Raw genomic sequence first — 17,082 nt, forward strand, 5'->3', positions numbered from 1 at the left:
TTACCCCCTGATTTCAAACATATCTTCAAGCTTGGTTATCTTAAAGAGCTTCATTATTGAAGGATTTAAGTTCTCAATTACAATTTTATTATTATCTTTTTCCACTTCTTTTAAGATGTAGATAAGAGAACCTAGACCTGTTGAGTCTAAATATTCTAGTTCTTTACAGTCAAATAAAATATTCTTTTTATTTTTTTCATAAATCTTTATAGATTTTTCTTTGAATTTTTTTGTGTTATAAACGTCAAGTTCTCCCTTTGGATATAAAATTAAAAATTCATCAGTATTTTTTGACTCTAATTTAAATTCCATAAATCCTCCTAGTCTCCAATGTAATTTGCAACAGCTACAACTTTTGCATCTGTCAAATTCATGAGCTTAACTCCAGATGTATTTCTTCCTTGGATGGAGATATCTTCAGTAAGAATTCTTATGATAATTCCAGAATTTGCAATTATCATTACATCGTCTTCTTTTTCAACAACTGTCGCTGCTGCCACATCTCCAGTTTTTTTAGTGTTCTTGTAAGTTAGAAGTCCCTTTCCACCTCTGTTTTGTGGCCTGTACTTTTCAATTTCAGTTAATTTTCCATAACCATTTTCAGAAATGACTAAAAGGTACTTGTCTTTACAAACAAGATCAGATGAAACAACAATATCATCTTTGTCTAAATCAATGGATTTAACTCCCATAGAATTTCTTCCAGATTTTCTAACTTGTTCTTCATTAAATCTAATAGAAAGTCCTTTTTTAGTTACAAGTATTACATCTTCATTATTCTTAGTCAAATGAACATTTATTAATTTATCATCTTCATTTAATTTTATAGCAATGATACCAGATTTTCTAATATTTTTGTACTCCTTAAATGAAGTTCTCTTAATAAGTCCCTTTTCAGTTACCATTAAGAAATTCATGTCTGGATCATATTCTTTAACAGGTATTATAGAAGTTACTCTTTCATTTTCATCAAGATCTAGAAGGTTTATAATTGCAGTTCCTCTAGATGTTCTTGAATCTTCAGGAATTTCATAAGCTTTTAATTTAAATACATTTCCAAGAGATGTAAAGAATAAAATCATATCGTGAGTTGATGTGACAAATAATTCTTTTACAAAATCTTTATCTCTCATATTGCCAGAAGAAACTCCCCTACCGCCTCTTTTTTGTGGTTTATAAGTTCCTTCACTCATTCTCTTGATGTATCCAAATTGAGTAAGTGTTATTACAACATCTTCTTTCTTTATAATATCTTCAATTTCTATATCTGTTCTATCTTGAGAAATTACAGTTCTTCTTAAATCTCCATATTTTGATTTTATTTCAAGAAGTTCTTCTTTTATTAGGTTCATAAGTACATCGTTGTTTTCCAAGATTTCTCTAAACCATTTAATATCAGCTTGAAGTTTTTCATATTCAGCTTCAAGTTTTTCTCTTTCAAGTCCTGTAAGTCTTCTAATTCTCATGTCCAAGATAGCTTGAGATTGTTCTTCTGTAAGTTTAAATTCTTCATAGAACTTTTCCTTTGCTTCCTTGTCATCTTTTGATGCTCTTACAATTTTTATAATTCTGTCAATATTGTCAAGAGCTATAAAAAGACCTTCAACTATGTGAGCTCTTTTTTCTGCCTTATCTAAGTCAAACTTTGTCCTTCTAGTTACAACTTCAACTTGATGATCAACATAATATCTTATTATTTCTTTTAAATTTAAGATTTCTGGTTTTCCATTTACGAGGGCAAGATTTATAATCCCAAAAGTTGTTTGCATTTGAGTATTCTTATAAAGCTTATTTAAAACAACTTCAGCATTTGCATCTCTTTTTAATTCAACAATTATGTTGATTCCCTTTCTATTTGAAGCATCAGTTATATTTGAAATACCATCAATTACTTTATTCTTGGCAAGATCTGCAATTTTCATGATAAGAGATGACTTATTAACTTGATAAGGAAGTTCTGTTATTACAATTTTTTCACGATTGTTCTTAAAAGCTTTGATTTCAGCAACTGCTCTAACAGTTATTTTTCCCCTGCCAGTTTCATAAGCAGCTCTGATTCCATCTGTGCCCATAATTTGAGCACCAGTAGGAAAATCTGGTCCTTTTATTATTTGATTTAGTTCAGCAATTGAAATTTCATCGTTATCAATATAGGCTATGATTCCATCAATAGATTCATTCATATTGTGTGGAGCCATATTTGTTGCCATACCTACTGCAATACCAGAAGAACCATTTACTAAAAGATTTGGAAATCTTGCTGGAAGTATAGTTGGTTCCTTTTCATTTTCATCAAAGTTTGGAACAAAATCAACTGTATCTTTATTTATATCTCTTAGCATTTCTTCTGCAAGCTTTGTCATTCTCACTTCTGTGTAACGCATAGCTGCAGCTCCATCGCCGTCTATATTACCAAAGTTTCCTTGTCCATCAACTAGTGGATATCTTGTGTTAAAATCTTGTGCAAGTCTTACTGTTGCTTCGTAAATAGATGAGTCACCGTGAGGGTGATACTTACCCATTACATCCCCAACAAGCCTTGCTGACTTTCTGTATGGTCCATTTGATGCAAGATTAAGTCCCTGCATTCCATATAAAATTCTTCTGTGAACTGGTTTTAGTCCATCACGTACATCAGGAAGTGCTCTTGCAACTATTACAGACATTGAATAATCGAGATAAGAAGACCTCATCTTTTTATTAATATCTACATCAAGTATTCCTGATTCTATAAATTTATTTTCAGTCATCTTTCACTCCTATGCATCTATATAATCTGCATAAATTGCATTTTCTGTTATAAAATCTCTTCTTGGTTCAACATCTGTGCCCATTAAAACTGAGAAAGTATCATCAGCTTCTGTTATGTCATCGATGTTTACCTTTAAAAGAAGTCTATTGTCTGGATTCATTGTAGTTTCCCAAAGTTGTTCTGGGTTCATTTCTCCAAGACCCTTATATCTCTTTATATTTATCTTAGAATCCTTGTATTCATTAAGGGCGAGTCTAAGTTCTTTTTCATTGTGACAATATCTAAGTATTTTTGTTCCCTTTTCAATTCCATAAAGTGGAGCTTGAGCAACATAAACATGTCCATCTTCTATAAGAGGTTTCATATATCTAAAGAAGAAGGTCAAAAGAAGTGTCATAATATGAGCACCGTCTACATCGGCATCGGTCATTATTATTATCTTGTCATACCTTAGTTTATCTATGTTAAATTCTTCCCCAATTCCTGTTCCAAAGGCTGTTATCATAGCACGAATTTCAGATGAATTAAGCATTCTATCAAGTCTTGCTTTTTCAACATTCATTATCTTACCTCTCAATGGTAAAATTGCTTGATAAGCTGAATCTCTACCATCAGTAGCAGAACCACCAGCTGAATTACCTTCGACAAGGAATATTTCATTTCTTTTTGGATCATCATTTTGGCAATCTTTAAGTTTACCTGGAAGAGTCATAGATTCTAGATTGTTTTTCTTTCTAGTTAAGTCCCTTGCCTTTCTAGCAGCTTCTCTAGCACGTCTTGCTGATAGGGCCTTGTCAAGGATTTGCTTACCTACTTTTGGATTTTCTTCCAAGAAAATTTCTAGTTTTTCAGATAAAACTGAGTCTACAACTCCTCTAGTTTCTGAATTTCCAAGTTTTGCCTTTGTTTGGCCTTCGAACTGTGGATCAGGTAATTTTACACTTATAACAGCAGAAATTCCTTCTCTAACATCTTCACCAGATAGATTTTCTTCTTTTTCTTTTATAATATTATTTTTTCTACCATAGTCATTTAAGGTTCTAGTTAAAGCTGATCTAAATCCAGAAAGGTGAGTTCCACCTTCTTCTGTATTAATATTATTTGCAAAGGAAAGCACAACTTCTGAATAAGAATCTGTATATTGAATTGCAATTTCCACTGCAGTTTCTTCCCTAATTTCATCTATGTAGATGATTTCATCGTGAACTGGTTTTTTCTTGACATTTATAAATTCAACAAAGGACTTTATGCCGCCTTCATAATGGAAAACTTCATTTATATCTTTTCTTTCATCTATAAATTCAATTTTTATTCCCTTATTTAAGAAGGCCATTTCTCTAAATCTTTTAGAAAGTACTTCGTCAGAAAATTCTACAGTTTCAAAAATAGTATCATCTGGTTCAAAATAAATAGTTGTACCAGTATCTTCTTTTTTAGTTTCTCCAATTATTTCAAGTTCACTTTTTCGAATTCCCTTAGCAAACTCTTGTCTGTAAATTTTACCATCTCTTTTTACAGTTGCAATTAACTTATTTGAGAGGGCATTTACTACAGATACACCAACACCGTGAAGTCCACCAGAAACTTTGTAGGCAGAGTTATCAAATTTACCACCTGCGTGAAGAATTGTAAGTACAGTTTCAACAGTAGATTTTCCTGTTTGAGGGTGAATGTCAACTGGAATACCTGAACCATTATCGGATATTTCAACATAACCCTTTTTATTTATTTTTATAATAATATGGTCGCATATACCAGCAAGAGCTTCATCTATAGAGTTATCTACAACTTCATATACTAGATGGTGTAAACCTCTTGGACCAGTAGATCCGATATACATACCTGGTCTTTTTCTAACAGGATCAAGTCCCTCTAAGACCTGTATATCCGACGCGTCATAATGTCTTTTGTCCTTTGCCATTTTTTCTCCTATTCTTTTACAAAATTTTACCTTCACTTATCCTATAAAAATTAGCATCAACTGATTTTAAAAACTCATCAGCTTCAGTTGTAGTGATAAATGTCTGTAAATCTTTTAGTGAATGTAATAAGTATCTACTTCTATTTGAATCAATCTCTGAAAAAACATCGTCAAGTAAAAGCAGAGGCTTAGTTTTATATAAATCTTTTATAAGATCTGCTTCAGCCAATTTTAAACTCAATACTACACTTCTCTGTTCTCCCTGAGAAGCATAGGATTTTGATGAAAAAGTATTTATTTTAAAATCCAAATCATCTCTATGAGGTCCAACACTTGTATACCTCTTTTCTAAATCCTTTGATATAGATTCCTTTAAGATTTTTAGATAATTTTCCATTAATTCTTTTTCATCAACAAATATTGGAACAGTTGAGAGATAAGTTATATTTAAATCATCACCAGATAATCTTTTATAATGTTTTTTGGCAATTTCATTTAACTTTTTGATAACTCTTAATCTCATAATAATTATTTTAGTTCCATTTTTTACGATTTCTCTGTCGTAGACATCTAAAAGATTTTTATCCATATTCATTTTCAAGAGTTTATTTCTCTCGAACAAAAGTCTTCTATACTTGTACATATAAAAATCGTAATTTAAATCTATATTTGATAGCAAATCATCTAAAAATTTTCTTCTTTCCTTTGGTGAATACTTTATAATATTAAGATCTTCAGGATTAAAAAGAACTACAAATCTTGATTTTCTATAATCTTTAGTGTTTACTTTTTCATCATTTATGAAAACTTTTTTATTTTCAAACTTTGAAATTTCAATCCTATAATCATCCTTATAATTATCAGTCATATATCTTGAGATTATGCTAGAAGAATTTTCGTCTATATTTATGAGATTAAGATCCTTTGAACTTCTAAAAGAATTTGCTCTTATAGACATATAAATAGATTCTAGTAAATTAGTCTTTCCTGAAGCATTAAGACCATATAGGACATTTATATTTTCACCTGGAATAAAATCTAAACTCTTGTAATTTCTGAAATTAAAAAGTCTTAGATATTTGAGTTTCATTTTTCACCAATTATAAAGTCATTTCCTTCAAAAGAAATTTTATCTCCCTTATATAATTTTCTTCCTCTCCTAGTTTCAACTTCTCCATTAACAGTAACCATACCTTCTTTTATCATAGTCTTTGCAAGACCACCTGATTCACAAAGGTTTGTCAATTTGAGAAAAGAGTCTAGTTTTATAAACTCAGTATTTATTTTAATAGTTTCCATAATTACCCCGCAAGTCTAACTGGTAATACAAGATATATATAAGAATCATTTTCAGCTTCAGTAATTATTAGTGGATTAACTGAATCAGTAAAATTAAGAAGAATTTCATCTGATTCTAAAATCTTAACTCCATCTAAAATATATCTTGAATTAAAAGCGATATCCAAACTTTCATCATGTTCAGATGTCTTTACTTTTTCAAAAACATCTCCTATTTCAGAATTACTTTTTATATCAATATAATTTTCGGATACATTTAATTTTATAAGATTTGCCCTGTCTTCCCTTGCAAGAAGAGATGCTCTTTCTACTGCAAGTTGAAACTCTCTTTTAGATACAGAAGTTGAAATTTTATGTTCATCTCTTAAAAGAGCACTGTAGCTAAAGAAATCTCCACTTAATAGAGTACTGTAAAATACAGTATTGTTAAATTTAAAGACAATATTATTTCTAGAAATATTTAATTTAACATTTTCTTCATCGTCAATGATCTTTACAAGCTCATTTAAGGATCTTGAAGGAATAATAATTGAATTTTCAATTCCAGTTTCCTTTTCAAGTTTTTGAATTGCCATTCTAAAACCATCAAGAGCCACAAAATTTATGAAGTTTTTCTTTATATCCATAAGGACTCCTGTGAATACAATTCTTGATTCATCATTTGAAACTGCAAAAGTAGTTTTCTTTACAATATTTTTTAAATCCTTAGCAGATATATCTATAGTAAGATCTTCTTCAACTTTTGGAAGATCAGGATATTCATCAGCTTTTTGTGTAGAAAGATTAAAAATTGAATCTCCACATTTTAAATTCATCATATAATTTTCTACATTTATATCTATAACGTCATTTTCAAGTTTTCTAATAATATCTCCAAAAAGTCTGGAATTTATTACTATTTCTCCTTCTCTTTCGACTATTGCATTTAATTTAGTCTTTATACTTATTTCTGTATCAGTTGCAGTTAGAGTTAGAGTGTTATCTTTTGCTGAAATTTTTATACCTTCAAGTATTTGCATTGTAGTTCTTTGAGAAATTGCTTTTTGAACAATGGAAATATGTTTTGTCAGTTCTTTTCTGTTAACCTTTATTAGCATTTTTTCCTCCTAGAAAATAGTATATTAATTAGTAATAGTAGTAGGACCTGTGGATTTGTTAATAAGTCCCTAAAATATATGAGATACAATAAAATTTATTATTGATAAGCTGTGGATAAAATTCACACTTATAAAAACTTATCAACAACTAAGATTTTATTTCTTTTATTAGATTAGTTATCTCAATTTTAAATATAGGATCATCCTCTAAATCCTTGGTGATTTTATCGTAAGCGTGTATTACAGTAGAGTGATCACGACCTCCAAAAACATCACCAATTTTTGGAAGGCTAAGATCCGTAAGCTCTCTAGTGATATACATGGCTATTTGTCTTGGATAAGCTATAGCCTTGGTTCTTTTTCTAGAATTTAAATCTTCAAGATTTAGTCCGTATTTTTTAGCAACTTCAGATTTTATATATTCTGCAGTGATTTGTTTTTTAGCCTTTGTTTCGTATATATCTCTTAAAACTATGGCAGCAGATTCAACTGAAATATCGGAATCAGTTAATTTAGAATATGCCATAACACGAGATAAAGCTCCTTCTAGCTCTCTTATGTTACTTCTAACATTTTCAGCAATAAAGTTCATCACTTCTTGGCTAACTTCAAAGCCCTCAGAATCAGCTTTTTTTCTCAAAATTGCAATTCTAGTTTCTAGATCTGGAGGTCCAATATCAACTACAAGACCCCAAGCAAATCTTGAAATCAACCTCTCTTCCAGACTCTTTATATCCTTAGGAGGTTTATCAGAAGTTAGGACAATTTGTTTATTTTGTTCATGGAGCTCATTGAAAGTATGGAAAAATTCTTCCTGAGTCCTGTCCTTATCGGCGATAAACTGGATATCGTCTATTAGAAGAAGGTCAACCTTTCTGTATTTATTCCGAAAGTCTTCGTTTTTATTAGTTTGAATTGAATTTATGAGCTCGTTTGTAAATTGCTCACTTGTAACGTACAAAATTTTCTTTGTAGGATCTTGTTCTAGTACAAAATGTCCAATTGCATGCATTAAATGGGTCTTTCCAAGTCCTACACCTCCATAAATGAAGAGTGGGTTTGAAAAGGCATTTTGCGGATTTTCATAATTTTCAGAGACAGCTAAAGCTGCAGCATGAGCAAATTCGTTACTTTTTCCTACCACAAAAGTATCAAAAGTATATTTTGGGTTAAGTCTTGAAATACTTAGGAAATCTTTATTTACAAGTTGGGCAGGGTTTTGGTCTGTTGCTTCATCTTCTGAAATAATACTTATATCAAAATCAATTCCAGTTACTTCTTTTAGAGCTTCTCCAACTAAGTCATAGTGCCTCTTATTATTGGCAAGATAGTCTCTTATAAAGGGCGATGGAACTGTGATGATTATTTTTTTATCATCGTAGTCAATTGATTTTGGAAGCATTCTGGAAAACCAAGTGGAGTATGTAACTTGAGACATTGATTTTTTTTCAAGTTCTTTTAAGAAAGACTCCCACATAGTGGAAAGTTCCTTGTCCATATTTCCTCCTTATTAACAATTTATATATTGTTGATAAATAACAGTTCATAATAATATTTACAATTGTGATTAAAATTGTGGATAAGTATATATAAACACTAGGACTTTTTTAAAAATGTTGATAAATTATTCTAAAAAAATGCTAATTTACAAAATTTTAGAAAATAAAAATAAAACTATCAACATCTTATCAACAGATTGTTAATAACTTTATTTATAAACAGCTTTATTTTTATCTACACACAATTCACAATTATCCACATATATTTTAACAAATAAGATGTGACTTATCAACAAGAAGGGCTTTGGTGACTTTCCTAGGTATATATTATTTAAAAATATTTTCTTTTAAAATTTCATTTAATTGACTATATTGCTTGACAAGATACATTTTAGTAAATAAAATAAAAAGGATAGAAAGAGGTGAGAATTTTGAAGAGAACTTTTCAACCAAAAAACAAACAAAGAAAAAGAGAACATGGTTTTCGTTCAAGAATGAGAACTAGAGCAGGTAGAGCCGTTATCAAGGCTAGAAGAAGAAAGGGCAGAAAGAGACTTTCAGCTTAGGTTTTATAATGAAGGATTGTTATTTAAAAAAGAATAGTGAATTTCAAAGGGTTTATTCTAATAAGAAGATTTCTGGATCAAAATACATTACTCTTTTTACTGCAAAAAATAATAGGGATTATCCTAGATTTGGTATAACTACTACTAAGAAAATCGGAAATGCAGTAAATAGAAATTTTGTTAGAAGAAGATTAAAACACCTTTTAAGAGAGAATTCTCACAAAATAAAGCCTGGATATGATTATGTATTCGTTGCTAAAAAGGATGCATGTGATTCAGACTTTAAGGACTTTAAGAATTCTTTTTTTTCTGTTTTAAAAAGACAAAAGAAGATGGTTAAATGAAAAAAATTTGTATGATCTTAATAAGATTTTATCAAAAATATATTTCAACCTATCTCCTACCAGGAAGACACTGTAGATTTACCCCAACTTGTTCACAATACAGTTACGAAGCTTACGAGAAGTATGGTTTTTTTAAGGGAACTTATTTAACTATAAGGAGAATTTTAAAATGCCATCCCTTCCATAAAGGCGGGTACGATCCTCTCATTTAATATTGGAGGAAATTATTAATGCATTTAATTAGTACTATACTTGGTACTTTTGTTAGATTTATCTATGATGGACTAGCAACAATTATGCCACAAGAACCAGCTTTAGTTTCATTTTTTGCACTTTCAATAATAGTTGCAACTATTATTATAAAGCTTTTAATTTTGCCACTAAATATTTCTCAAATGAAAAATCAAAAGAAAATGGCAAAACTTCAACCAGAGCTTTTGAAAATGCAAAAGAAGTACAAAAATGATCCACAAACTTTAGCTGCTAAACAACAAAAACTTTATAAGGATGCTAACTACAATATGGCTGGCGGTTGTCTACCAATGATAATAACAATGGTTGTATTGATTGCTTTTTATAGGGTATTTTTGAATCCACAAACCTTCGCTTTTACAGATCCAGGTTTTTATGAAGCCATGAACAAGAATTTCTTCTATATAAAGAATATTGATAATGCAGATCCAACTTTGATTATGCCAATTATAGCTGCAGTTTCAACTTTTTTAGTAAGTTTTATAACTACTAAAAATCCTGCAACTCAAGGAGCAGGAGCTGATCAAGCTAAGTCAATGATGACTACTATGATGGTTGTTATGCCAATTTTAATTTTTTCAATGGCAAGAAAATATGCAGCTGGTCTTGTAATTTATTGGACTGTATCTAATATTTTTTCAATAGTTCAACAGCTCATAACTAATAAGATTGTAGAAGATGAAATTGAAGAAGTTGAGGTTAAGGACAAGTAATGAATTATGTAATTAAAACGGCAAAAACCGTAGATGAAGCAGTAAGAGAGGCTCTAACTGAATTAAATATTACAAGAGAAAATGCTGAAATAGAAGTCCTTGATGAAGGTCAAAAAGGTTTTTTGGGACTAATCGGTTCCAAAGATGCTACTGTTAAGGTATGGCCTAAAGTAGACGAAACTAAAAGTATTTTAAATGAAATATTTAATGAATATATTGAACCAGAGAAGAGCCAAGATGTAGTTCAAAATACTGATGATGAACTTGAATTCGAAAATGAAGAAGTTTCCACAGATGAAGTCGATATGGAAGAAGCTATAAAGACACTTGATGAAGAAAATGAAGAAATTTTAAGTGCAGCTAGAGAATTCATATCCAAAATACTCGAAACTTTAGAACTCGAAAATATTGTGGAAATGGAATTAGAAGATAATACTCTCAATGTAAATGTCAATGGAGATGAAAATAGACTTGGAATTTTAATTGGAAAAAGAGGAGTTACTCTTGATTCAATCCAATATATTTTAAATTTGATAGTTAATAAAAAATCTTCAAGATATATTAGAGTCAATTTAGACTCTAGTGGCTATAGGGATAAGAGAAAAAAGACTCTTGAAAATCTTGCTGGCAAAATGGCAAACAAGGTCTTAAAAACAGGCAGGTCTATTAAGCTTGAACCTATGAACTCTTATGAGAGAAAGATTATCCACACAGCTTTACAAGATTTTGAAGGAGTACTTACTCATTCAGAAGGAAAAGATCCTTTTAGAAAAGTAGTAATTCAAAAAGAGAGAAAATACTGATAAAGAGGGCTTATTTTAAAAGCCTTCTTTTTTATTTGCCCTAATTGTAGTAATATAATCTAAAAGGAATGATATAATGGGAAATTTAAATGATACTATAGCTGCTATTTCAACTGCAATTGGTGAAGCTGGAATTGCAATAGTGAGAATGAGCGGCGATAATTCAATTAATATAATAGATGAAATATTTGTTTCTGCCAGTGGAATAAAGATGGCAGATGCTGAAAATAGAAAGTTTATGTACGGTCACATAAGTGATGGAGATAAGTTAATAGATGAGGTTTTAGTTGTAAAAATGAAGGGACCTCATTCCTATACAGCTGAAGATATTGTGGAAGTTCACTGCCACGGTGGAGTTGTATCTGTAAAAAGGATTTTAAATTTGATTTTATCAAAGGGTGCAAGACTTGCTGATAAGGGAGAATTCACTAAAAGAGGATTTTTAAATGGAAGAATTGATTTAACTCAAGCTGAAGCTGTAATTGATATGATTAAGGCAAAGACAGATTTATCTTTTGATATGGGTCTTAATCAATTAGGTGGAGCTTTAAGTGAAGTTTTAAATAAATTAAAAGATGAACTTGTTTCAATGCAAGCATTAATTGTTGCAAATATTGATTTTCCTGACGAAGATATAGAGGATGCAGCTTATAAGGACTTAATTGATAGGTCTGAAAAAATCTTAGAAAAAATGGAGAATCTCTTAGATAATTCAAAAAATTCTAGATTATTAAGAGATGGTATAAATACAGTTATACTTGGAAAGCCAAATGTTGGGAAGTCTTCTCTTCTAAATGGACTTTTAAAATATGACAGGGCAATTGTCACAGATATTGCAGGTACAACTAGAGATGTCATAGAAGATTATATTAACTTAGATGGAGTTTTATTAAAAATAACTGACACTGCTGGAATTAGAGAAACCGATGACGAAGTTGAAAAAATTGGCGTAAATATTGCAAGGGAAAAGTTAAAGGAAGCTGATCTTGTAATTGCTATTTTTGATATTTCACGAGAATTTGATAAAGATGATGAAGAAATTTTAAATTTGATTAAAGATAAAAAACACATAACTATTTTAAATAAAAATGACTTAGATCAAAAAATATCTGATGAAGAAATAGAAAAATACTTTGGAAATGATTATCTAAGACTTTCAGTTATGGAAAATGAGTCAGTTAAAAAGGTAGAAAAGTTAATTATAGATTTATTTTTTGACGGAGAGCTTCAAATTTCTTCTGATTCTGTTCTTTCTAATTTAAGACATATAAATGCCTTAAAAGAAGCTAAAAAAGCTCTTTTAGAGGTGGATGAGAGCTTGAAAGAAAGAGTCTTTTTAGACTTAATAGAAGTTGATCTTGAAAATGTAATAGCACACATTTCTGAAATAACAGGAACAATTACAACAGAAGATATTTTGGACAGAGTATTTTCTGATTTTTGTATAGGAAAGTAGGTAAAGATGTCAGATATAAAATATTATGAAGCTGGAGATTTTGACACTGTAGTAATAGGAGCAGGTCATGCTGGCAGTGAAGCGGCCCTTGCTTCTGCAAGACTTGGTGCAAAAACTCTCCTTTTATGTATAAATTTGGATTCAATTGCTCAAATGAGTTGTAATCCTAACATTGGTGGTACTGGAAAGGGCCATTTAGTACGTGAAATTGACGCACTTGGTGGTGAAATGGCAAAAAATATAGATAAAACTTTTATCCAATCTAGAATGCTAAACACTTCAAAGGGTCCTGCAGTTCATTCGCTTAGGGTGCAAGCTGATAAAAGAAAATATCACGAAGCAATGAAAAGAGTTTTAGAAAACGAAGAAAACCTCTATCTTGTAGAAGATGAAGCTGTTAGAATTTTAAAAGAAGGAAATAAAATAAGTGGAGTTTTAACTAGAAATGGTGCTAAGTATACCACTAAAACTGTTGTAATTTGTAGTGGAACTTACCTTAGATCCAGGATTTTTATGGGAGAAGTAAATTATTCTTCTGGTCCCAGTGGTTTTGGCCCAGCAAATTATCTTTCAGATAGTTTGGAAAAAGATTTTGGAATGAAATTAAGAAGATTAAAGACTGGTACTCCTGCAAGAGTTTTGAGAAAATCAATAGATTATTCAGTTATGAAAGAACAAAGTGGAGATGAAGATATTGTCCCTTTCTCTTTCTTAAATATAGACAAAAATTATGACATTCATCAAGAACTTTGCTATTTAACTTATACTACAAAAAAATGTCATGAAATTATTAGAGAAAATATAGGAAGATCGGCATTAGCACTTGGTGATATTGAAGGAAAAGGACCAAGATATTGCCCATCCATCGAAGATAAAGTTACAAGATTTGCAGATAGAGATGCACATCAAGTTTTTATAGAACCCGAAGGACTTACAACTGATGAAATGTATATTCAAGGAGTTTCATCGTCTTTACCAGTTGAAGTACAACAAGAATTTTATAAAGAAATAATTGGTATGGAAAATTGTAAAATTTTAAGACCTGCTTATGCCATAGAATATGACGCCATAGATGCAACTCTTTTAAAGAGAAGTTTGGAACATATGGATTATGAAGGCTTATTTTTTGCTGGTCAAATCAACGGATCAAGTGGATATGAAGAAGCTGGAGCTCAAGGAATTGTTGCAGGTATAAATGCTGCTTTGAAGGTAAAAGGAAAAGATCCTTTTATCTTAGACAGGTCAGAAGCCTATATAGGTGTATTAATTGATGATTTGGTGACTAAGGGAAGTCGTGAGCCATATAGAATGATGACATCAAGAGCTGAATACAGACTTACACTAAGACAAGATAACGCCGATTTAAGACTTACTGAAAGAGGAAGAGAAATTGGGCTTGTTGATGATGAAAGATACGAAGGATATATTTATAGAAAAAAAGCTATTGAAGATGAAATTAAAAGAATTAAAAAAATTCAAATAAATCCAACAGCTAAAAACAATGAAATTTTAAAATCTCTTGGCTCAACTGAAACTCAAAATTCATTTAGCCTTTATGAACTTATAAAAAGACCTGAGCTTGATTATAAAAAGCTTAAAGTTTTTGATCCAGAAAGACCAGTAGTTCGTGATGACGTAATTAGAAATATCGAAATCGAAATCAAATATGAAGGCTATATTAAAAAGCAAGAAATACAGATCAGACAATTTAAAAAGCTCGAAAACAAGCGACTTTCAAAGGATATTGACTATAAATCAATAGAAGGACTTAGGATAGAAGCAAGAGAAAAATTATCAGATATTAGACCAGAATCAATTGGACAAGCATCAAGAATTACTGGTGTGTCACCAGCGGATATAAATGTACTTTTAATTTACCTAGAACAAATGAGGAGAAAAAATGTTAATTGATTACATGAAGGAATATGACCTTGATAGCAAAAATATTGATAAATTTGAAAGATATAAGGAAGAAATTCTAGATTACAACAAACACACAAATCTCACTAGGATAACTGAAGATGATGAATTTAATGTTAAACATTTTTTAGATTCTTTGAGTTTATTAAAGACAGGCAAGTTTAATGGAAATGCAAAAATTATAGACATTGGAACAGGAGCGGGTTTCCCTGGAGTTCCCTTAAAACTTTATAATGAAAATTTGGACATAACATTACTTGATTCATTGAGAAAAAGAATTGACTTTTTAGATAAAGTAATAGAAGACTTAGAACTTCAAAACATTAGAGCTATTCATGCAAGGGCTGAAGAAATTGCCAGAACAGATGAATACAGAGAACAATTTGACATAGCAGTATCAAGGGCTGTGGCGAATTTATCAACCTTAACAGAATATGCAATGGGATTTGTAAAAGTTGGTGGATATTTTATTTCTCAAAAAGGTCCAGAGTATAAAGAGGAATTGAAAAACGCAAAGAGAGCTATAGAAATTATGGGTGGTGTCGTTGAAGATGTAATCCACACTCCACTACCTAATAACATAGATCACTATATAATTTTAATAAAAAAAGTAAAAGCCACAAATAAAAAATATCCTAGATCTGGAGGAAAGCCTAGAAAATCACCACTTTAAAGAAAAATAAAACAGAAAATAAAAAATGCTCCACGTGGAGCATAAGAACAAAAAAAGAAAATAAAAAATAATAATGCTCTACGTAGAGCATAAGCTTCAAAAAATTTTTGGAGCTTATTTTTTTGCTTATCTTTAAAATAATAAAGAAACATGATATTATTTATAATATAGAAATGAGGTAAGAATATGTCTGTTGTAATTACAGTTTTTAATCAGAAGGGTGGCGTTGGAAAAAGCACCACAGTCATAAATTTAAGTTCAGCATTGGCTCTAAGAGGCAAAAAAACTCTTATAGTGGACATGGATCCCCAAGGAAACTCGACTTCGGGTCTTGGTCTATATGAATTTGAAAACATGATATATGATTTTTTGATAGATGAAGAAGAAAATTCAATATATCAAACGGGATTTAACAAGCTCGACATAATACCTTCAAATGGAGAATTTGCTGGAGTTGAAATCGAACTTGCAAGACATGAAGATTGGCAGTTTAAATTAAAAAAAATGATAGATAAAGTAAAAGATAATTATGATTTTGTAATAATTGACTCTCCGCCATCACTTGGTATTTTATCAATGATGGCTCTTGTTGCGAGTGACAAAATTTTAGTTCCTGTTCAATGTGAGTACTACGCTCTTGAAGGTGTGTCACAACTTATGGATACAATGAGTTTGGTTAGAGAAAACTTTAATCCAAATTTAAGCTTACTTGGCGTTGTAATGTGCATGTATGATGGAAGAACGAATTTGTCGAATCAAGTTGTCGAAGAGGTTCAAAAATTCTTTGAAAGCAAAGTTTTTAAGACCTTTATCCCTAGAAACGTCAGATTGGCAGAGGCACCAAGTTTTGGCATGAATATATTTGATTATGACTCAAAGTCCAAGGGAGCTAAGGCGTACACAGACCTTGCTAAGGAAATAATAGGTGAGATAAATGGCTAAGAAAAATAGTCTTGGAAGAGGCATAGGAAATTTTCTAAATTCAAGTGACAAAATAAGAGAAGTTATAGAAGAAGAAAAATCAAAATTAATGGAAATAGAAATTTCCAAAATTTTACCTAATGAAGATCAACCTAGAAAAAATTTTAATGAAGATGACTTAAAAGACCTAGCTAGTTCTATAAAAAAATACGGCATAATCCAACCACTTTTATTAAAGAAAACAAAAGATAAATATGAGATTATTGCTGGGGAGAGAAGATTTAGAGCAGCTGGAATGGCAGGACTTGATAAAGTACCTGCAATAGTAAAAGATATTTCTGATGATGAATCTAGTAGAATAGCTATCATAGAAAATATTCAAAGAAAAGATTTAAATCCAGTTGAAGAAGCTATGAGTTATAGACATCTTTTGGATTCTCAGGATTTGACTCAAAAGGAATTAGCTGACGAAATTGGCAAATCTAGACAATACATTGGAAATACTATCAGACTTTTAAATCTAGATCCTAGAGTTTTAAAACTTCTTGAAGAAGAAAAAATTAGCACTTCTCATGGAAAAAAGCTTTTATCTATAAAAGATGGAGATAAGCAGTATAAAGAGGCAATGAAGATTATTAAAAACTCTTTACCTGTAAACAACAATAAAAAGACCTCAAAAAGAGAAAAAAATGAAGAAAAAGAGGATATTTTCTTAACAAATATGAGAAATGAAGTTGAAAGATCTCTGGGGACTAAAGTAAACTTTAAACAAAGAGGCAAGGTCGGAAAAATTGAAATAGAATATTATGGCGAAGAAGACCTTTCCAGAATTTTAGATTTAATTTTAAATAGAGAGTTGGATTAAA

At 30.6% G+C, this 17,082-nt stretch carries 17 protein-coding genes; 10 read left to right on the forward strand and 7 right to left on the reverse strand.

Features of this window, described 5'->3' with window-relative positions; genetic code table 11:
- The 7 genes from BN3657_RS03240 to dnaA all read right to left on the reverse strand — a co-directional run bounded on the left by BN3657_RS03240 (position 1) and on the right by dnaA (position 8,567).
- Complete coding sequence (locus tag BN3657_RS03240; protein WP_019139075.1) at positions 1 to 312, reverse strand: STAS domain-containing protein; 312 nt, start codon at positions 310 to 312, stop codon at positions 1 to 3.
- Positions 313 to 320: 8 nt separating this feature from the next.
- On the reverse strand, positions 321 to 2,750 hold the full coding sequence (gene gyrA, locus BN3657_RS03245; RefSeq protein ID WP_062551755.1) for a DNA gyrase subunit A: 2,430 nt from the start codon (positions 2,748 to 2,750) through the stop codon (positions 321 to 323).
- 9 nt (positions 2,751 to 2,759) lie between these two features.
- Positions 2,760 to 4,673: a DNA topoisomerase (ATP-hydrolyzing) subunit B gene (gene gyrB, locus BN3657_RS03250; RefSeq protein ID WP_019139073.1), complete on the reverse strand. Its 1,914-nt coding sequence runs from the start codon at positions 4,671 to 4,673 to the stop codon at positions 2,760 to 2,762.
- Positions 4,674 to 4,689: 16 nt separating this feature from the next.
- Positions 4,690 to 5,763 carry a DNA replication/repair protein RecF gene (gene recF / locus BN3657_RS03255; RefSeq protein WP_019139072.1) on the reverse strand — a complete coding sequence of 358 codons (1,074 nt, stop codon included), beginning with the start codon at positions 5,761 to 5,763 and terminating at the stop codon, positions 4,690 to 4,692.
- Positions 5,760 to 5,972: a S4 domain-containing protein YaaA gene (gene yaaA, locus BN3657_RS03260; RefSeq protein ID WP_062551756.1), complete on the reverse strand. Its 213-nt coding sequence runs from the start codon at positions 5,970 to 5,972 to the stop codon at positions 5,760 to 5,762. The genes recF and yaaA overlap by 4 nt, the downstream gene beginning before the upstream one ends.
- A gap of 2 nt (positions 5,973 to 5,974) precedes the next feature.
- Positions 5,975 to 7,069: a DNA polymerase III subunit beta gene (gene dnaN / locus BN3657_RS03265; protein ID WP_062551757.1), complete on the reverse strand. Its 1,095-nt coding sequence runs from the start codon at positions 7,067 to 7,069 to the stop codon at positions 5,975 to 5,977.
- 148 nt (positions 7,070 to 7,217) lie between these two features.
- The gene (gene dnaA / locus BN3657_RS03270) at positions 7,218 to 8,567 is read right to left on the reverse strand and encodes a chromosomal replication initiator protein DnaA (RefSeq protein WP_019139069.1); all 1,350 of its coding nucleotides are present in this window, start codon (positions 8,565 to 8,567) and stop codon (positions 7,218 to 7,220) included.
- A gap of 432 nt (positions 8,568 to 8,999) precedes the next feature.
- Here dnaA and rpmH point away from each other — a divergent pair, with 432 nt between their 5' ends.
- The 10 genes from rpmH (at position 9,000) to BN3657_RS03320 (ending at position 17,081) form a co-directional block, all read left to right on the forward strand.
- Entirely contained in the window at positions 9,000 to 9,134 is a 135-nt protein-coding gene (gene rpmH, locus BN3657_RS03275; protein ID WP_019139068.1) for a 50S ribosomal protein L34, read from the forward strand.
- Between the two features lie 8 nt (positions 9,135 to 9,142).
- Positions 9,143 to 9,478 (forward strand): ribonuclease P protein component, encoded by a 336-nt coding sequence (gene rnpA / locus BN3657_RS03280; protein ID WP_019139067.1) that lies wholly within the window; start codon positions 9,143 to 9,145, stop codon positions 9,476 to 9,478.
- Positions 9,475 to 9,690, forward strand: coding sequence for a membrane protein insertion efficiency factor YidD (gene yidD, locus BN3657_RS03285; RefSeq protein ID WP_074017831.1), 216 nt, complete (start codon positions 9,475 to 9,477; stop codon positions 9,688 to 9,690). Before rnpA ends, yidD begins: the two co-directional genes overlap by 4 nt.
- 18 nt (positions 9,691 to 9,708) lie before the next feature.
- A complete protein-coding gene (locus BN3657_RS03290) occupies positions 9,709 to 10,443 on the forward strand; it encodes a YidC/Oxa1 family membrane protein insertase (protein ID WP_062551758.1) in 735 nt (244 codons plus the stop codon).
- Positions 10,443 to 11,246 carry an RNA-binding cell elongation regulator Jag/EloR gene (gene jag, locus BN3657_RS03295; RefSeq protein ID WP_062551759.1) on the forward strand — a complete coding sequence of 268 codons (804 nt, stop codon included), beginning with the start codon at positions 10,443 to 10,445 and terminating at the stop codon, positions 11,244 to 11,246. Before BN3657_RS03290 ends, jag begins: the two co-directional genes overlap by 1 nt.
- A gap of 76 nt (positions 11,247 to 11,322) precedes the next feature.
- Positions 11,323 to 12,702 (forward strand): tRNA uridine-5-carboxymethylaminomethyl(34) synthesis GTPase MnmE, encoded by a 1,380-nt coding sequence (gene mnmE, locus BN3657_RS03300; RefSeq protein WP_062551760.1) that lies wholly within the window; start codon positions 11,323 to 11,325, stop codon positions 12,700 to 12,702.
- A gap of 6 nt (positions 12,703 to 12,708) precedes the next feature.
- Positions 12,709 to 14,613: a tRNA uridine-5-carboxymethylaminomethyl(34) synthesis enzyme MnmG gene (mnmG, locus tag BN3657_RS03305; RefSeq protein WP_062551761.1), complete on the forward strand. Its 1,905-nt coding sequence runs from the start codon at positions 12,709 to 12,711 to the stop codon at positions 14,611 to 14,613.
- Complete coding sequence (rsmG, locus tag BN3657_RS03310) at positions 14,603 to 15,295, forward strand: 16S rRNA (guanine(527)-N(7))-methyltransferase RsmG (protein WP_062551762.1); 693 nt, start codon at positions 14,603 to 14,605, stop codon at positions 15,293 to 15,295. Before mnmG ends, rsmG begins: the two co-directional genes overlap by 11 nt.
- Before the next feature lie 186 nt (positions 15,296 to 15,481).
- Positions 15,482 to 16,237: a ParA family protein gene (locus tag BN3657_RS03315; protein WP_062551763.1), complete on the forward strand. Its 756-nt coding sequence runs from the start codon at positions 15,482 to 15,484 to the stop codon at positions 16,235 to 16,237.
- The gene (locus tag BN3657_RS03320) at positions 16,230 to 17,081 is read left to right on the forward strand and encodes a ParB/RepB/Spo0J family partition protein (protein ID WP_019139060.1); all 852 of its coding nucleotides are present in this window, start codon (positions 16,230 to 16,232) and stop codon (positions 17,079 to 17,081) included. Before BN3657_RS03315 ends, BN3657_RS03320 begins: the two co-directional genes overlap by 8 nt.
- Position 17,082: the final 1 nt, after the last annotated feature.

The sequence above is a fragment of the Peptoniphilus phoceensis genome, assembly GCF_001517665.2.
GTDB lineage: Bacteria > Bacillota > Clostridia > Tissierellales > Peptoniphilaceae > Peptoniphilus_A > Peptoniphilus_A timonensis.